The sequence below is a fragment of the Defluviimonas sp. D31 genome (assembly GCF_033436765.1).
Taxonomy (GTDB): Bacteria; Pseudomonadota; Alphaproteobacteria; order Rhodobacterales; family Rhodobacteraceae; genus Albidovulum.
Map to the genome: position 1 here is coordinate 17,109 of NZ_JAWQFN010000005.1, position 16,342 is coordinate 33,450.

Below are 16,342 nucleotides of genomic sequence, written 5' to 3' on the forward strand. Positions count from 1 at the left end.
CCCCCGGAGCGTGCGCTTCAGCGCACCGTCACATCCATTCGCCCCGGATCATCTGCCGGTAGATCTGCGCGAGCCAGCCGTCGCCTTTCGATTCCGGCGCGAGGCCGTAACCGGTAAGAAGCCTGTAGCTGTCCTCGTACCACACCGTCGAGCGGAAGTTGTGGCCGAGGATCGCACCAGCCGTCTGCGCCTCGTCGGTCAGACCGAGCGAGAGGTAGCTTTCCACCAGCCGGTGCAGCGCCTCGGGCGTGTGGGTCGTGGTCTGGTAATCCTCGACCACGACGCGGAACCGGTTGATCGCGGCGGTATAGTTCTTGCGCTTGAGGTAGTAGCGGCCAATCTCCATCTCTTTCGCCGCGAGATGGTCGAAGGCGAGGTCGAACTTGAGGATCGCCGAGCGCGCATAGTCGCTGTCGGGATATTCCTCGATCACCGCGCGCAAGGCCTGAAGCGCCTGGAAGGTCAGGCCCTGGTCGCGGCCGACCTCGTCGATCTGGTCGTAGTAGGACAGCGCGAGCAGGTATTTCGCGTAGGCCGCGTCCTCTTCCGCCGGATAGGTGTCGATATACCGCTGCGCGGAGGCGCGGCTGTTCTCGTAGTCGCGGTCCTTGTGATAGGCGAACGCCTGCATGATCAGTGCGCGCTTGGCCCATTCCGAATAAGGATAGAGCCGCTCCACCTCGGAGAAATAGGTGACCGCGTCCGCGCCCTTGCGGCTGTTGGCAAGCTCATATTCGCCGAGCTTGTAGATCGTCTCGGCATCGAGTTTCTCGAACTCGGCGGAAGTCGGCGTACCGCCACCGCAGGCCGACAGAAATGCGGCCAGCGCGAGGCTGCCGACAAGATTTGCCGTGTTTCTTGCCCGCCCCATGTCTTGCCTATCCCGTTCCTGCTTCACGATTCCGGCTGGTCCACCGGTTTGCCGGCCCTGCACCGGCCTCGTCTAGCACAGAAAAATCCGGGGCGCAAAACGCCTTTCGCACCTGCGCGGCAGCTCAGGCGACGGCCGGAATGTCGGTACGATCGATACCCGCTCCGGGCAGGCGGCGACGCTGTTCGTCGGTGGAATCGACGATCCGGTAGGCGCTGGGATCAGCGAAGAGCGCCCTGAGCAGACGGTTGGTCATCGCGTGGCCGGCGCGGTTCCCGGTGTAGCGGCCAAGGATCGGCGCGCCCGCAAGGGCAAGATCGCCGAGAGCGTCGAGCATCTTGTGGCGCACCGCCTCGTCGGCATGTCGCAGGCCACCGGGCGACAGAACTCGCTCGCCCTCGACAACGACGGCGTTCTCGTAGTTGCCGCCAAGCGCGAGCCCGTTGGCGCGCATCGCCTCGACATCCGCCTGCCGGCAGAATGTCCGGCTGTCGCTGAGTTCGCGCAGGAAGGCGCCGTTGGACATCGACAGGCGCTTCTGCTGGCGCCCGATCGCGGCGTCGGCGAAGTCGATCGCGAAGTCGATCTCAAGCGTCGGGGCCGGCTCGAGCCGCGCCATCGCCACGCCCTCGCGGACCTCGACCGGCTTCAGCACATCGAAGAGCCGCAGCGGCGCGTCGAGCACCCGCACTCCGCGCGCCATGATCCCGGCGACGAACGGCGCCGAGGACCCGTCTAGGATCGGCACTTCCGGCCCGTCGATCTCGATCAGCGCGTTCTGGATGCCGCATCCGGCGAGCGCGGCCATGATGTGCTCAATGGTCGAGACGCTCGTCCCGGCGGCATTGGAAATCACGGTGCAGAGCTTGGCGTTCGACACCGCCGACCAGTGCGCCTGCACCATCGCGTCGCGGCCGATCACATCGGTACGGCGGAACCAGATTCCATACTCGGCCGAAGCCGGATGGACCGACATGCGAGCGCGCAGGCCCGAATGCAGGCCGTGGCCCGTGAAGGTGGCGGTGGATCGGATCGTCGTCTGCACGTTCAACCTCGTCCCGGCATCAAGACCGGCGTTTTTGGTAACGTTGAGGTAATGCGGCGCGAGTATAAGCTCAACTCACTCTTTGCAACTGAATGTAACATTGGCTCGAATCATCGGCGAAGCCCCGCCAATCACTTCAAATTCCGCCCTCAATGAGCTGAAAAACAAAAGAAAAGGGCCGGCGGCTGCCGACCCCCTCTCAGGAATTTGTGAGTCGTTCAGTTCGCCTGCCGCCGAAGGAACGCGGGGATCTCGATCCGCTCCTGGTCCGGATCGATCTCCGGCTCCTCTTCATAGGCGGCCGAAACCTGGGGCCGTGTGCGCAGGGGCGGCGTCGTCCGCTCGGCCTGCTCGGCGTTATGACCCGCCATGCGGTTCAGGAGCGTGTTGATCCCGAAGCGGGGCTTTTCGGCCTGCCGCTGAGGCTGCTGGGCCGGAACGGCGCGCGGGGCGGCCGGGCTCGGCTGCGCGGCGCGCGGCGGCTGGCCCGGAGTGCGGCCGACGGCCGCCTGAAGCCGGGCCAGGGCCTCGGGCGTGGGGGTGCCGGGTGCGCGCGGACGCGGGGCGACGAAGCTCTGCGCATCCTCATCGACATGCAGGTTCTGGACCTGCGCCGCCGGCCGGTAGGCGGGCGGCGGCAGGTCATCCTCGACCGGCTCGGAGTCGAACAGGGTGCGGTCTTCGTCGCGCGCGGCCACGGCCTCGCGGCGCTCGTCATCCCGAACCGGTTCCGGCGCGCGGGCCGGAGCGGCAGCAGGCTGATGGGCGGCGCGGGCCGGGGCCGGCGCGGGCTGGGCGGCGCGAACCGGGGCCGGTTCACGCTGCATCTGCGGCTGCGGCGCGGGCGCGGCCTCGGGCTCGACCGCCTGCGGCAGCGGCTCGGCGAGGCGGCGGCGCGGCGCCGGCACTTCGACTTGCGACGACGAGGCGTCGATCCCGGTGGCGACGACCGACACCCGCATCACGCCTTCCATCGTATCGTCCAGCGTCGAACCGACGATGATGTTGGCGTCGGGATCGACTTCCTCGCGGATCCGGTTCGCAGCTTCGTCAAGCTCGAAGAGCGTGAGGTCGCTGCCGCCGGTGATGTTGATCAGGACGCCCTTCGCGCCCTTGAGGCTGATCTCGTCGAGGAGCGGGTTGGCAATGGCCTTCTCGGCGGCCTGGGTCGCGCGATCCTCGCCGCTCGCCTCGCCGGTGCCCATCATCGCCTTGCCCATCTCGTCCATGACAGAGCGGACATCGGCGAAGTCGAGGTTGATCAGACCCGGCCGGACCATGAGGTCGGTGACACCCTTCACGCCCTGGTAGAGCACGTCGTCGGCCATCGCGAAGGCCTCGGTAAAGGTCGTCTTCTCGTTGGCGAGGCGGAACAGGTTCTGGTTCGGGATGATGATCAGCGTATCGACGACCTTCTGGAGCGCCTCGATGCCCTCGTCGGCCTGGCGCATCCGCTTCGCGCCCTCGAACTGGAAGGGCTTGGTCACGACACCGACGGTCAGCACGCCAAGCTCGCGCGCCGCCTGGGCGATGATCGGCGCGGCCCCGGTGCCGGTGCCGCCACCCATGCCGGCGGTGATGAAGCACATGTGCGCGCCCGCGAGGTGATCGACGATCTCCTCGATCGTCTCCTCCGCGGCCGCGGCGCCGACCGACGGACGGGCTCCGGCGCCGAGACCCTCGGTCACCTTGATGCCCATCTGGATGCGGGCATTGGAATGGCTCTGAGCCAGCGCCTGAGCGTCGGTGTTCGCGACGACGAACTCCACGCCGTCGAGTTCCTTCACGATCATGTTGTTGACCGCGTTGCCACCTGCCCCGCCAACGCCAAACACCGTGATCCGCGGCTTAAGCTCTTCGCGATCGCTCATCGTCAAGTTCAATGCCATTTGTTTATCCGCCTGTCATGTCCCCGGCCCGAACGGCCGCTTTTTCCGCATTAGTGCGATTTTAGTCACAGAATCCCCCGAGGTCACCAAAAAAACGCCCAATAACCACAAAATCTGGGGGTGCTCGATTTTGGTTTGAGCGGCATTTTGCCGACCTCTCAGGATCTTGCGGTTACCAGTTGTCTTTAAACCATTTCATCGCCCGCCGCAGCGACCGCGCCGGGTAGCGTTCCGCGGGAATCTCGAAGTCCCACCACTCGTCCTGCGGATGGGCAGCGAAGAGACAGAGCCCCACGGTCGAGGCGAAAGCCGCCCCCGTCGCCGCCTGCGGCAGGCCCTGGACGCGAAGCGGCCGGCCGAGTCGCACGTTCTGGCCGAGGATCTTCGCGGCCAGCATGTCGAGCCCCGGAATCTGGCTCGCGCCGCCTGTCAGCACGATCTGCTGGCTCGGCAACTGGTCGAACCCCGCGGCATCCAGCACCGCGCGCACCTCTTCGAGGATCTCCTCGACGCGGGGCCGCATAATTCCGATCAGCTCGGTGCGGCTCACCTGCCGGCGATCCTTTTCCCAGTCGCCGCAATCGGCGCCGATTTCGATCATCTCGCGGTCGTCCATGCCGGTGGCATGGACCCCGCCGTGGATCGTCTTGATCCGCTCTGCGGTGGCCAGCGGCACCTGCAGGCCCTTCGAGATATCCGAGGTGACATGGTCACCGCCGAGCCGCACGCTCTCGGCGAAGATCATGTGCTTCTTGATGAAGATCGACAGCCCGGTCGCGCCGCCGCCCATGTCGATGCAGGCCGCGCCCAGTTCCTGCTCGTCCTCGACGAGGCTCGCGAGGCCCGAAACATAGGCCGACGACGCCAGCCCCGCGATCTCCAGATCGCAGCGCTTGATACAGTAGAGGAGGTTCTGGACGGCGTTCGTGTCGATCGTCAGCAGGTGCATGTCGGCGGCAAGCCGGTTGCCGACATGGCCGCGCGGGTCGCGAAGGCCGGAGCGGTGGTCGATCGCGAAGTTCACAGGATGGGCGTGCAGAACCTCGCGGCCCTGGCCGAAATCCGGCACGTCGCAGGCCGCGAGCACGCGCGCCACGTCCTGTTCGCTGACCTGGCCATCCGCAAGCTCGATCTCGCCGGCGAGCCCGTAGCTGCGCGGTCTTGCGCCCGAGAAACAGGCGATGACGTGGTCGACGCGGGTCTGCGCCATCTTCTGCGCCGCCTGCACCGCGGTGCGGATCGCGCGCTCGGTCTCGGCCATGGCGTCGACCTCGCCGAAGCGCACCCCGCGCGAGCGGGTCGTCGCCGCGCCAATCACCCGGAACTGCGACTGCCCGGCGAGCGAGCCGAGCCCGTCCTCGCGCGCCTCCTCGGCGTTTTCGAAGCGCAGGACCAGGCAGGCGATCTTCGACGTGCCGACGTCGAGGATCGCAACAACACCACGCTGCATCGCGGCGCGGCGCATGTGCCGCATCGCGCGCTGGGACTGGTAAAGATCGGTCATTGCCCTGTCACCTTCGTCTCGAGCCCTGTGAGGTTTTCGGTTTCCGTGCCCATCGCGGCCAGGCGGACCGTCGGGCGGTTTCTGTTGCGCATGTCGACGGCGACGAGCGCACGGCCGAACATGTCCTCGGCCTCGTCGAGCGCAATCACCCGCTGCACGGCCGGCACCGGCGCCTCTTCCGGCAGGAGAATGCGCTGGTCGCGGTCCAGGACGATGTCCCAGCGCCGCTCGCCCATCCAGACAAGGCCGCGGATCCGGTCGCCGATCGGCCGCGCCGCGCGCAGGATCTCCAGCGCCTCGCCGACACGGTCGTCGGCACCCATCCCGGCGATCACCGGCAGGTCAGGCCTCGCGGTACGGTCGAGAAGCGTCGCCACCCGGTGCCCGGTCGCGTCAAGCATCTCGAGCCCGGTGGCGCTCCGCCACAGCACGACCGGCTGGCGCTCGGTCACCGTGACCTGCAGGACGCCGCCCTTGCGGACGTGCAGTTCGGCCGAGGCGACCGCGTCGATCTGTTCGATCGTCGCCCGCAAGGCCGCAAGGTCGAGCCGGAAGGACGACACCGGAAGCGTCACCGGCAGCATCGCCCGGATCGCCTTCGCGACCGGCTCGGAGGCGCCGTCGATCGCCATCAGGGTAACCATGAACTCGGGCCGTTCCTCGATGCTGCGTCTCAGCTCGGCTAAACTCTCCCCGATCGCCGCGCGGCGGCCTTCGTTGGCCAGATAACCGCCGACGACGGCCACGCAGAGCGCCACCGGTACGCCGACGCGCATCGCGACCCGGAACATCGGCGTCAGCCAGAGCCGTTCGATCCGGAAGGCTAGCCGTGAAGGTGCCGGATCCCGCCGAAGACCGGGCTCGCCGTGGCGCACTTCGGGAGCCCTCAGCGGTCGCATGAGGCATCCTCCACGATCCAGGCGCAGAGTTGGGAAAACGACATCCCCTCGGCCGCCGCCTGTTCGGGCGAGAGCGAGGTCGGCGTCATGCCGGGCTGGGTATTGGTCTCGAGGATGTAGAGCCCGTCGATCCCGCGGCTGTCGTCCCAGCGAAAGTCGCTGCGGCTCAGCCCGCGGCAGCCGAGCGCGCTGTGTGCGCGCAGGGCGTAGTCGCGCGCGGCGTCCGCTATCTCGGCCGGGATCTCGGCCGGGCAGGTGTGGCTCGATCCGCCGGGCGCGTATTTCGCATGGTAGTCGTACCAACCCGAGGTATGGATCTCGGTCACGCACATCGCCCGGTCGCCGAGAACCGAGACCGTGAGCTCGCGCCCTGGCACATAGGTCTCGACCATCGCGGTCTCGGGCATCTCTTCGCCCAGCTGCGGCGGCGTGTTGGCGTCCTTAGAGACGATGTACACCCCGACCGAGGAACCCTCGGCATTCGGCTTCACGACGTAGGGGGGCGCCATGACATGGCGTACCATCACCTCGGCTTTCGGGGCGAGCAGGCTTTCGACGACCGGCAGCCCGGCGGCACGGAACACGCTCTTCGCGCGGGTCTTGTCCATCGCCAGTGCCGAGGCGAGCACGCCGGAATGGGTATAGGGCAGCCCGAGCCATTCGAGCATGCCCTGGACGCGACCATCCTCGCCCCAGCGGCCGTGGAGCGCGTTGAAACAGACATCGGGGGAAAGTGCTGCGAGGCGCGCGGCAAGATCGCGGCCGGCGTCGACCTCGACCACCTCGTATCCCGCCTCCCTCAGGGCGTTGGCGCATTCGCGCCCGCTCACGAGCGACACTTCCCGCTCCGCGGAAAGTCCACCCATCAGTACCGCCACTTTGGGGGCTGCCCTGCTCGACCTGCCCGCCACTTCTGCCTCATTCGGGTCCGTTTTCGGACTCCGCTTTCTTCGTTGGTCACGCGTCCGTATCAGGCCGGACGTCACCTATACGCATGATTTCCCACTGTAACGTCAAACCGCTGATTTGGAAAACCCTTTTTCTGACTTCCTCGCCCAGCCCCTCGAGATCGGCCGCCGTCGCGCCGCCGGCGTTGATGAGGAAGTTCGGGTGCTTCTCGCTCATCTGCGCGCCGCCGCGTCGCGCGCCCCTGAGCCCGGCCTCGTCGATCAGCTTCCATGCCTTGAGATCGTGCACGTCATCGGCCCGCCCGGTCGAGGAAAACCCGGCCGGGTTGCGGAAGGTCGAGCCCGCCGAGCGGTCCTTGACGGGCTGGGTCGCGTCGCGCCGGGCGAGCTGCTCCTCCATCCTCGCGGCGAGCGCTTCGGGCTCGGCGCGGGCGCCCCGGAACACCGCCCCGGTGATCACCGCGCCCTCGGGCAGGTCCGAATGGCGGTAACCGAAGCCCAGCGCCTCGGCGGAAAGCCGGGTGGCGCGGCCGTCGCGCAGGATCGCGGTCGCTTCGACGAAATGGTCGGCGACGTAGGAACCATAGCAGCCAGCGTTCATCCGGACCGCGCCGCCGATGGCGCCGGGGATGGTCCTGAGGAAGGTCAGGTCGATGCCCGCCTCCGCCGCCTTCCGCGCGACATGGGCGTCGAGCGCCGCCGCCCCGGCCCGCACCAGCCCGTCCTCGACCGAAATCTCGGAAAAGCCACGGCCGAGCCGGATCACCACGCCGCGGATGCCGCCGTCACGCACGATGAGGTTTGAGCCGACCCCCATCGGAAAGACCGGAACCACGGGATCGAGTGCGGCAAGGAAGGCGGAGAGATCCTCAGCATCGGCGGGCTGGAACAGCCAGTCCGCCGGCCCGCCGACGCGCAGCCAGGTGAGGTCGGCCAGAGGCCGGTTCGGCGTCAGCGTGCCGCGCACGGGGGGCAGGTCATATGTCATGGCAACCGTGCTAGAGCGCCCGGCCGCGCGCCGCAAGCCCCGGCCTGACGGCCTGCCTCAATTCGCGGTCTTGCGTTTCAACCAGTGCCAGAGACGGATCAGCGGCCAGCGCAGGATCGACGCCCCAGCCCCGAGCACGATCAGCCCAATCCAGGGGCCGTTCTGGTAGGTCACCCAGCCGACAATCGGGATCCCGACCGTGATCAGCACATAGGCGGCGCGCCAGTGTCGATCACGCGACGGAATGAGTGCGACCACAGTCGCGACGATCGCCCAGAGGGCGGCGAGAAGCAAAGATGTATTCACGGCTCCCTCCCTTCCCCGTCAGGTGCCACTTTCTCCATGATCCTTTTGAGAAGATAACGCAAGGGTTTGCGGAACATCGAGACGACCGCGGCAAGAGCCGCCGCCGCGATCCAGGGCGAGGTATCGACCGCCAGCCAGGCGAGCAGAACCCCGGCCGCAGCAAGCAGCAGGAGCCCGGGAAGGACCTGGTACCGCATCGGCAGGAAGGCCACGCCGGTCGCGGCCAGAACCCACAGGCAGGCGAGCGGAACGGCGAGACTCATGGCCTCTCCTCGAACTGGGAAGCGTTCCCGCGCACGCACACCGCCTCAGGCCTTGAGCCGCGCCGGAAGCGCGTTCGCCCAGGCCGAAATCGTGCCCGCGCCGAGGCAGACCACCATGTCCCCGGGACGCGCCTGTTCGCGCACGAGCCGCTCCAGGTCCTCTTCGCTGAGGATCGCGCGGGCATGGCGGTGGCCGTGGGCGATCAGCCCGGCCACGAGGTCGTCGCGGCTCGCGCCGGGGATCGGGTCCTCGCCGGCGGCATAGACCTCGGCGATGGCGACGACGTCGGCCTCGTTGAAGCAGGTGCAGAAATCGTCGAAGAGCGACGAGAGCCGCGTGTAGCGGTGCGGCTGGTGCACGGCGATGACGCGGCCCTTCGTGGCCTGCCGCGCGGCCTTGAGGACAGCGGCGATCTCGACCGGGTGGTGGCCGTAATCGTCGATGATCGTCACCCCGCCCAGCACCTCGCCGACCCTGGTGAAGCGGCGGTTGACGCCGCCGAAGGCCGCGAGCGCCTCTCGTATCTCGTCCTTCTTCATGCCGAGATGGCGCGCCACCGCGACAGCCGCCAGCGCGTTCGAGACGTTGTGGTCGCCCGGCATCGGCAGCGTGCAGCCCTCGATGACCGAGGGGTTGCCGTCCTCGTCGGAACCCTCGCCCTGAAGCGCCACGTCGAAATGCGCGACGCCGTTGTCATAGGTCAGGTTGACCGCGCGCACGTCGGCCTGGGCGTTGAAGCCAAAGGTGACGATGCGGCGGTCGGTCACCCGGCCCACCAGCGCCTGCACCTCGGGATGGTCGGTGCAGCAGACCGCCACGCCGTAGAACGGGATGTTCGAGACGAAATCGTAGAAGCCCTGGCGCAGCCGGTCGAAATCGCCCCAGTGCTCCATGTGCTCGGGGTCGATATTGGTGACGATCGCGATCGTCGCGGGCAGGCGGTTGAAGGAGCCGTCGCTCTCGTCGGCCTCCACCACCATCCACTCGCCCGCCCCGGCGCGGGCGTTCGAGCCATAGGCGTGGATGATGCCGCCGTTGATCACCGTGGGATCGAAGCCGCCCTTGTCGAGCAGCGTCGCCACCATCGTCGTCGTCGTGGTCTTGCCATGCGTCCCGGCGATCGCGACGTTGGAGCGGAGCCGCATCAGCTCCGCCAGCATCTCGGCCCGCCGCACGACCGGCAGGCCCCGCTTGCGCGCCTCCTCAAGCTCGGGATTGCCCTTCTTGATCGCCGAGGAGATCACCACGACCGCCGCCTCGCCGATATTCTCCGACCGCTGGCCCTCGAAGAACTTGGCCCCCAGCCGCTCCAGCCGCTCGGTGATCTTCGAGGCCTTCGCGTCCGAGCCCTGCACCGGATAGCCCAAGGTGATCAGCACCTCGGCGATGCCAGACATGCCGATGCCGCCGATGCCGACGAAGTGGATGGGACCGAGCTCCCCGGGCAGTTTTGTGGCGGCGTTCATGTCGTCTCTTTCGCTGTCAGGGCCTCGACCATCTCGACGAGACGGCCAGTGGCGTCGGGGATGCCATAATCGAGCGCGGCGTGGGCCATGCGCCTCGCGGCATCGGGGTTTTCCAGGATCGCGGCGACATGCCCTGCCAGCGTGGCGGCGTCAAGTCGCGATTCCGGGATCAGGATCGCCGCCTCGGCCTCGACCATGCCGTGGGCGTTCGCGGTCTGGTGGTCGCCCGCCGCCGCCGCGAAGGGCACGAGGATCGCCGGCCGGCCGATCACCGCGATATCGGCGACCGAGGAGGCGCCGGAGCGCGAGATCACCAGCTGCGCCTCGGACAGCCGGCGCGGCACGTCGGCAAAAAAGGGCGCGACCTCGGCCCCGATCCCGGCCCCGGCATAGGCGGTCTCGACCCGCTCGACATCCTCGGGCCGGGCCTGATGCGCCACCCGGAGATGCGCCCGCAATCCCTCGGGAAGCACCGCCAGCGCGGCCGGCACGATGTCCGAGAGGATCCGCGCGCCCTGGCTGCCGCCGATCACGAGAAGGCTCATCGGGTAGTCGCCCGGCGGGATATAGGGCGCCCCGGCGCGCTCCAGCACCGCGGCGCGGACCGGATTGCCGGTATGGACCGCCTCGACCCCCTCCGGTACATCGGTCGGCCAGGTGCCGCAGGCCACCGTCCGCACCCAGCGGCGCGCCGCGAAGATCCGGTTGACCCGGCCGAGCACGCCGTTCTGCTCATGCACCATGCGCGGCAGCCGGAGAAGCACCGCCGCCGCCAGCGCCGGGATCGACGGATAGCCGCCGAAGCCGACGACGACCGCCGGCCGGTCGCGCCGCAGCGCGCGGACGGACCCGAGGATGCCCGCGGCAATCCGGAACGGCACCGCGAGCTTCGCCGGCGCCCCGCCCCGCGCGAAGGTGGCCGAGGCGACCTCCTCGATCGTCACCGCCTTCGGGAAACCGCCGGCATAGCGCGCGCCGCGCGCATCGGTCGACAGCTTCACCCGCCAGCCGCGCGCGACCATCTCCTCGGCGAGAGCCTGGGCAGGAAACATGTGGCCGCCGGTCCCACCGGCGGCGATCAGGAGCAGCGGCGGCGGCATCAGCGGCCCCGCTTGATCAGGTAATCCTCGAACTGGCCCTGCGGCCGCGATCGGGTGAAGGCAAGAAGCATCCCGAGCGCGATCCCGCTCGCGATGACCGACGATCCGCCATAGCTCACGAATGGCAAGGTCATGCCCTTGGCCGGCAGGAGCCGCACCGCCACGCCCATGTTGATCAGCGCCTGCACCCCGAAGGCACAGGCGAGCCCGGTCCCGGCAAGCCGGATGAAGGGATCGCGCTCCCGCATCAGCCGGAAAAGCGAGCGCGCCGTGATCGCCGCGTAAAGCGCGATGATCACTAAGACGAGGACGAGCCCGTATTCCTCGGCCGCGACGGCGATGATGAAGTCGGTATGGGCATCGGGCAGCGACCACTTGACGGTGCCCTCGCCGACGCCGACGCCGAAGAAGCCGCCCTCCTGGATCGCGTTCGTGGCATAGCCGATCTGGGTTCGGGGGTCGATCTCCGCCGAGAGGAACCCGTCGATCCGGCGGGCGAAATGCTCCGACGCGTCATAGGCGACGACGCCGCCCGCGACGACGAGCCCGCCGATCACGGTGAGGAGCATGAACGGCGCACCGGCGACGAAATACATCACGCCCCAGGCGAAGAGAACGAGACAGGCCTGGCCGAAGTCCGGCTGAAGTGCCAGAAACATCACGATGATCAGCGTCAGCACGAAGGAATAGAGCCGCCCCGGCGGCCCGTTGATCTCCTGCGCCGCGGCCATGAGCCAGGCGACCATGATCACGAAGCCGGGCTTGAGGAATTCGGACGGCTGGAAGCTCGCGAAGCCAAGCGAGTACCAGCGCACGGCGCCCTTGCCGAAATCAGTGCCGAGCACCGGCAGGAGGGCCAGCGCGACGAAAGACACGAGAAACCCGATGACGCCGAGCCGGCGCACCACGTCCGGTGACAGCATCGAGGTGAAGAGTATCGCGGCAAGCGCCATGAAGCCGAAGAAGGCCTGCCGAGTGACGTAGTAGAACGGGTCGAGACCGTTCTTTTCCGCGAGAGGCACCGAGGCGGCGAGGCCAAGGAGAAGCCCGATCCCGAACAGCACCATCACGCCCGAGAGCGACCACTTGTCGATGGTGCGCCACCAACGCGGAAGAACCGGCTCGCCGGCCCGCGCGGGCATGGAGCCATAGACCATCTCAGTCATGGGATACCGCCTTAACTGCCTCGTCGTTGCCCGTTTTCCGGGTCTGGCCGTGATCCTAGCGCGGATGCGGCGGAGACGCTAGGAAAGATTGCCTCGCTGGGCGCGATCCGCGCGCGGCGGCTGGCCGCTCGGGCTGGTGCCGTGCTGGCGCCGATAGGCGCGGGCGAAATGCGAGCGCGAGCGGTAACCGGCGGCCTCCGCCGCGGCGAGGCTCGATGCCCCGGCGGCGATCATGCGTTCGGCCGCGCGCATCCGCACCGCCTCCAGGATCGTGCGGAAACTCGTGCCCTCCGCCGCGAGCCGTCGCCGCAGCGTCGATGCACCGAGCCCGAGCTCCGCGGCAAGCGCCCCGGCGGTCCAGGCCATGTCGGGCGCCTCGGCAATGCGCCAGGCGAGCCGGTCGCCGAGGCCGGCCGCGAAGAGGCTCCGCGCCGCCGGAGCCCCGCGCAGTAGCGCCAGGACCTCGGCCAGTCGCAATGTCTTCACGCTGTCGCGGCTTGCGGGATCGGCGATGGAGGTGGCGGCATGGGCCAGCGCCTCGACGAGGTCATGGGTCAGCGCGACACGGAAAGACGACGCCGGCGGCTCAGGCACAGCCGGGTCCGGCGCGATCCCGGGTGGCAGCGCCGCCACTTCGAAGATCAGCGACTCGTAATAGCCTGAGCGGTCGTCGGGAATGTTGACGACATCGAGCGCCACGCCACGCGGCAGGACGAAGACCGTGCCGGGCACCTGCACCTCGCAACTCTCGCCGAGCCAGACTTCCTTCGAGCCTTTCAGAACGATGCCGAGGAGCGGATGGTCGAGCCGGATCGCGGCGATACGCTCGCGGGCGAGCGTGCAGTAGCTGAAGAGCCGCTCCGCATGGGCGTGCATCCCGTGGTCGCGCGGTCGCGTGAAAGACCCCAGCCGGTCCAGCAACTGGCGGCGCAGGAGGTCGGTATCGAAACGGTGCGCGACGGTCATGCCGGTAATCTACACCGCGTTCGGGGCCGCACAAAAGTGCCGCCGCGAGCGTTTCGGGGCCAGGGCCGGGCATTCGCGGGCCAGACCAGCCGGCACGACGGTGCAGGGTCGCGGTACATTCCCATGAAGGAGATACCGATGCGACACCTACCTCTCGCCCTTGTCGCGGCCCTCGCCCTGACGGGCACGGCCAACGCGGCCGAGGTCGAGCTCTGGCGGCTCGACTGCGGCCAGATCGAGTTCCGCGTGCAGGGCCTGTTTTCCGACAGTTTCGCCTATCCTGACGGTAAGCGGGTACTGACCAACAGCTGTTACCTGATCCGCCACGACAGCGAGTACATGCTCTGGGATACCGGCCTTCCCGGCGCGATGGCGGAGCAGGCCGCGAATGCCGACCCGGCGGCACCTTTCGCGCCGTCCTTCGAGCGGACCGTCGCAAGCCAGCTTGCAGATCTTGGCGTCACGCCCGAGCAGATCACAAGGATCGGCATCAGCCACGGCCATCTCGACCATACCGGTCAGGCGGCCGATTTCGCCGCCGCCACGCTCCTCATCGGCGCGGGCGACCTCGCGGCCATGCAGAGCGACGCACCGCCCTTCGCCTTCGACCCATCGACGCTCGCGCCCTGGCTGACCGGCAGCGCCCCGGTCGAGGCGGTTTCCGGCGACCGCGACATCTTCGGCGACGGCTCGGTGGTGATGCTGGCGATGCCCGGCCACACGGCGGGCGAGACGGCGCTTCTGGTCAGGCTGGCCGGGGCGGGTCCGGTGCTCCTGTCGGGCGATGTCGTGCATTTCGAGGAGCAGATGCAGCGGCGCGCGGTGCCGGTCTTCAACGCCGACCGCGCCGACAGCCTCGCCTCGATGGCCCGGCTGCGCGAGGTGGCCGACAATCTCGGGGCGCAGCTGGTGATCCAGCACGAGCCGGAGGATACCGGGCTGCTGGCGGCCTTCCCTGACAGCACGAAATAGGCTTGACCGCCGCTCCGGGGCTCAGGCGCCGGTTAGCGCCCTCACCCGGGCGGCGAAATCCTCGCCGCGCTTCTCGAAGTTCGGATACTGGTCGAAGGAGGCGGCGGCGGGGGCCAGGAGCACGGTCTCGCCGGCCTCCGCTTCCTCGGCGGCTCGGGCCACCGCGCGCTCCATCGTCTCGCAGATCTCGTGTGGTGTCTCTCCAAGCTCAAGCGCGAAGTCGCGCGCCGAATGGCCGATGAGATAGGCCTTCACGACCGAGCCCAGATGCGGTTTCAGCGCGGAAATGCCGCCGTCCTTGCCGAGCCCCCCGGCAATCCAGCGGATCTTCGGGAAGGCCTGCAGCGCCTTCGCGGCGCTGTCGACGTTGGTCGCCTTGCTGTCGTTGACGAAACGCACCCCGCCCCGCTCGCCGACGAGCTGGCTCCGGTGCGGCAAGCCCTCGAACGAGTGGAGCGCCTGCTCGATCAGCTTCGGCGCGAGGCCGAGCGTGCGGGTGGCGGCATAGGCGGCGCAGGCGTTCTGGTGATTGTGGGCGCCCGGCAGGCCCCTGACCTCGCGCAGGTCGATCGCGACCACCTGGCGGCCCTTGCGCCATTCGGCGAGAAAGCCCTTGCGGGCGAAGACCGACCAGCCCGGCCCCTCGAGCTTGGTGCCCGACGAGATCCGGATCACCCGGTCGTCGCCCGGACCTTGAGCGAGCTGGTTGGCGAGGAAACGTCCCTCGACCTCGTCGACGCCGATCACCGCGCGATCCGGCCCGCCCTCGGCGAAGAGCCGGCGCTTGGCGGCGAAATAGCCGCCGTGACCGCCGTGGCGGTCGAGATGGTCGGGCGAGAGGTTTGTGAAGACCGCGACGTCCGGGGTCAGCGCGCGGGCCAGCTCGGTCTGGTAGGAACTGAGCTCCAGCACCACGACCTCGCCATCCGTCGCGGGGTCGATGTCGAGCACGCCGCGCCCGATATTGCCGGCCATCTGCGTCGGCCGCCCGGCAACCTCGAGGATGTGGTGGATGAGCGCCGTCGTCGTCGACTTGCCGTTCGAGCCGGTTACCGCGACCACCTTCGGCGTCTGCTCCATCTCGTCCCACTCGGGCGTCGACCAGGAGCGGAAAAAGAGCCCGATATCGTTGTCGACCGGCACGCCGGCCGCCATCGCCCGGGCGATGAGCCTGTTGGGCTCGGGGTAAAGATGCGGGATGCCCGGCGAGACGACGAGGGTCGCCACATCGTCCCAGGCATCGGCGCGCGTGAGATCGGTCAGCGCGAAGCCCGCCGCCTCGGCATTGGTGCGCGCCTCGGGGCTGTCGTCCCACAGGCAGGGCACCGCACCGCCGGCAAGAAGCGCCCGCGCGGCGGTGAGCCCCGACCGGCCGAGGCCGAGCACGGCGACCTTCCTGCCCTCATATCCCCTGACCGGAATCATGCGTCCCCCTTGGCTCGTCCGCGGCGGACAATGCCCTTTGCCCCGGCCGCCCGCAAGTTCCACGGCCGCACCACGGCTTCCCGCCGGCGCCACAATTCAGGCACGACCCGGCCGCAAAGGGGCTTCATTTCCGTGGCATCCGGGTTTCATGGAAACATCTGGGCTGTCCTCTCTCACGGCAAGGATCTCGCAGCGGTTCAGCGAGGCGCGGCGGCTGATCCTCTTCGCGACGGTAATGGCCTTCGCGGCGGGCGTCGTGAGCTTCCTGCGCTACGATGTCGCGATCCACGGCCTGCCGCTGCCGATCATCACCGGCGCGCTCTACGCGCTGTTCGTGGGCACGGCCGCGACCGTCACCAGCGTTCTTCTGCCCGCGCTGTGCGCGATGATCGAGGCGGTGGCGATCTCGCGCTTCGGGGTCGCCGTCGTGGCCTTCGGCGCGCCGGATTTCGGCCTTGCGCTGCACCAGTCGCCGCTCTTCGGCGCGGCCGCCGTCATCGGCGGCGCGGTCCTTGTCCGCAAGCTCATGGGCGGAAAGCGGATCACGCAGGCGCAGGTCGCCGTCGCCTGAGG

16 protein-coding genes are annotated in these 16,342 nt (G+C 68.5%); 2 read left to right on the forward strand and 14 right to left on the reverse strand.

Annotated elements, in window-relative coordinates; translation table 11 throughout:
• Positions 1 to 28: 28 nt before the first annotated feature.
• The 13 genes from R5H32_RS10710 to R5H32_RS10770 all read right to left on the reverse strand — a co-directional run bounded on the left by R5H32_RS10710 (position 29) and on the right by R5H32_RS10770 (position 13,372).
• Positions 29 to 871 carry an outer membrane protein assembly factor BamD gene (locus tag R5H32_RS10710; protein ID WP_318338677.1) on the reverse strand — a complete coding sequence of 281 codons (843 nt, stop codon included), beginning with the start codon at positions 869 to 871 and terminating at the stop codon, positions 29 to 31.
• A 124-nt stretch (positions 872 to 995) separates the two neighbouring features.
• The gene (gene lpxC, locus R5H32_RS10715) at positions 996 to 1,916 is read right to left on the reverse strand and encodes a UDP-3-O-acyl-N-acetylglucosamine deacetylase (protein WP_318338896.1); all 921 of its coding nucleotides are present in this window, start codon (positions 1,914 to 1,916) and stop codon (positions 996 to 998) included.
• 218 nt (positions 1,917 to 2,134) lie between these two features.
• Entirely contained in the window at positions 2,135 to 3,805 is a 1,671-nt protein-coding gene (gene ftsZ, locus R5H32_RS10720) for a cell division protein FtsZ (RefSeq protein ID WP_318338678.1), read from the reverse strand.
• Positions 3,806 to 3,977: 172 nt separating this feature from the next.
• Positions 3,978 to 5,309 carry a cell division protein FtsA gene (gene ftsA / locus R5H32_RS10725; protein ID WP_318338679.1) on the reverse strand — a complete coding sequence of 444 codons (1,332 nt, stop codon included), beginning with the start codon at positions 5,307 to 5,309 and terminating at the stop codon, positions 3,978 to 3,980.
• Positions 5,306 to 6,208 carry a cell division protein FtsQ/DivIB gene (locus R5H32_RS10730; RefSeq protein ID WP_318338680.1) on the reverse strand — a complete coding sequence of 301 codons (903 nt, stop codon included), beginning with the start codon at positions 6,206 to 6,208 and terminating at the stop codon, positions 5,306 to 5,308. Before R5H32_RS10730 ends, ftsA begins: the two co-directional genes overlap by 4 nt.
• Entirely contained in the window at positions 6,196 to 7,119 is a 924-nt protein-coding gene (locus R5H32_RS10735) for a D-alanine--D-alanine ligase (RefSeq protein WP_318338681.1), read from the reverse strand. The genes R5H32_RS10730 and R5H32_RS10735 overlap by 13 nt, the downstream gene beginning before the upstream one ends.
• A 46-nt stretch (positions 7,120 to 7,165) precedes the next feature.
• On the reverse strand, positions 7,166 to 8,104 hold the full coding sequence (gene murB, locus R5H32_RS10740; protein ID WP_318338682.1) for a UDP-N-acetylmuramate dehydrogenase: 939 nt from the start codon (positions 8,102 to 8,104) through the stop codon (positions 7,166 to 7,168).
• Between the two features lie 57 nt (positions 8,105 to 8,161).
• Positions 8,162 to 8,410, reverse strand: coding sequence for a DUF2484 family protein (locus tag R5H32_RS10745; RefSeq protein WP_318338683.1), 249 nt, complete (start codon positions 8,408 to 8,410; stop codon positions 8,162 to 8,164).
• Complete coding sequence (locus R5H32_RS10750) at positions 8,407 to 8,673, reverse strand: DUF2484 family protein (RefSeq protein WP_318338684.1); 267 nt, start codon at positions 8,671 to 8,673, stop codon at positions 8,407 to 8,409. Before R5H32_RS10750 ends, R5H32_RS10745 begins: the two co-directional genes overlap by 4 nt.
• Positions 8,674 to 8,718: 45 nt before the next feature.
• Positions 8,719 to 10,140 carry a UDP-N-acetylmuramate--L-alanine ligase gene (murC, locus tag R5H32_RS10755; protein ID WP_318338685.1) on the reverse strand — a complete coding sequence of 474 codons (1,422 nt, stop codon included), beginning with the start codon at positions 10,138 to 10,140 and terminating at the stop codon, positions 8,719 to 8,721.
• Positions 10,137 to 11,240 carry a UDP-N-acetylglucosamine--N-acetylmuramyl-(pentapeptide) pyrophosphoryl-undecaprenol N-acetylglucosamine transferase gene (locus R5H32_RS10760; protein WP_318338686.1) on the reverse strand — a complete coding sequence of 368 codons (1,104 nt, stop codon included), beginning with the start codon at positions 11,238 to 11,240 and terminating at the stop codon, positions 10,137 to 10,139. Before R5H32_RS10760 ends, murC begins: the two co-directional genes overlap by 4 nt.
• On the reverse strand, positions 11,240 to 12,406 hold the full coding sequence (locus R5H32_RS10765) for a putative peptidoglycan glycosyltransferase FtsW (RefSeq protein ID WP_318338687.1): 1,167 nt from the start codon (positions 12,404 to 12,406) through the stop codon (positions 11,240 to 11,242). The genes R5H32_RS10760 and R5H32_RS10765 overlap by 1 nt, the downstream gene beginning before the upstream one ends.
• Positions 12,407 to 12,484: 78 nt before the next feature.
• The gene (locus tag R5H32_RS10770; protein WP_318338688.1) at positions 12,485 to 13,372 is read right to left on the reverse strand and encodes a helix-turn-helix transcriptional regulator; all 888 of its coding nucleotides are present in this window, start codon (positions 13,370 to 13,372) and stop codon (positions 12,485 to 12,487) included.
• Between the two features lie 138 nt (positions 13,373 to 13,510).
• On the opposite strand from R5H32_RS10770, the gene R5H32_RS10775 reads away from it, so the two are divergent.
• Positions 13,511 to 14,344 (forward strand): N-acyl homoserine lactonase family protein, encoded by an 834-nt coding sequence (locus R5H32_RS10775; RefSeq protein ID WP_318338689.1) that lies wholly within the window; start codon positions 13,511 to 13,513, stop codon positions 14,342 to 14,344.
• Positions 14,345 to 14,365: 21 nt separating this feature from the next.
• Here the strand turns inward: R5H32_RS10775 and murD are convergent, their stop codons facing one another.
• Positions 14,366 to 15,769 (reverse strand): UDP-N-acetylmuramoyl-L-alanine--D-glutamate ligase, encoded by a 1,404-nt coding sequence (murD, locus tag R5H32_RS10780; RefSeq protein WP_318338690.1) that lies wholly within the window; start codon positions 15,767 to 15,769, stop codon positions 14,366 to 14,368.
• Positions 15,770 to 15,917: 148 nt separating this feature from the next.
• Here murD and R5H32_RS10785 point away from each other — a divergent pair, with 148 nt between their 5' ends.
• Positions 15,918 to 16,340, forward strand: coding sequence for a hypothetical protein (locus tag R5H32_RS10785; protein ID WP_318338691.1), 423 nt, complete (start codon positions 15,918 to 15,920; stop codon positions 16,338 to 16,340).
• Positions 16,341 to 16,342 lie beyond the last annotated feature (2 nt).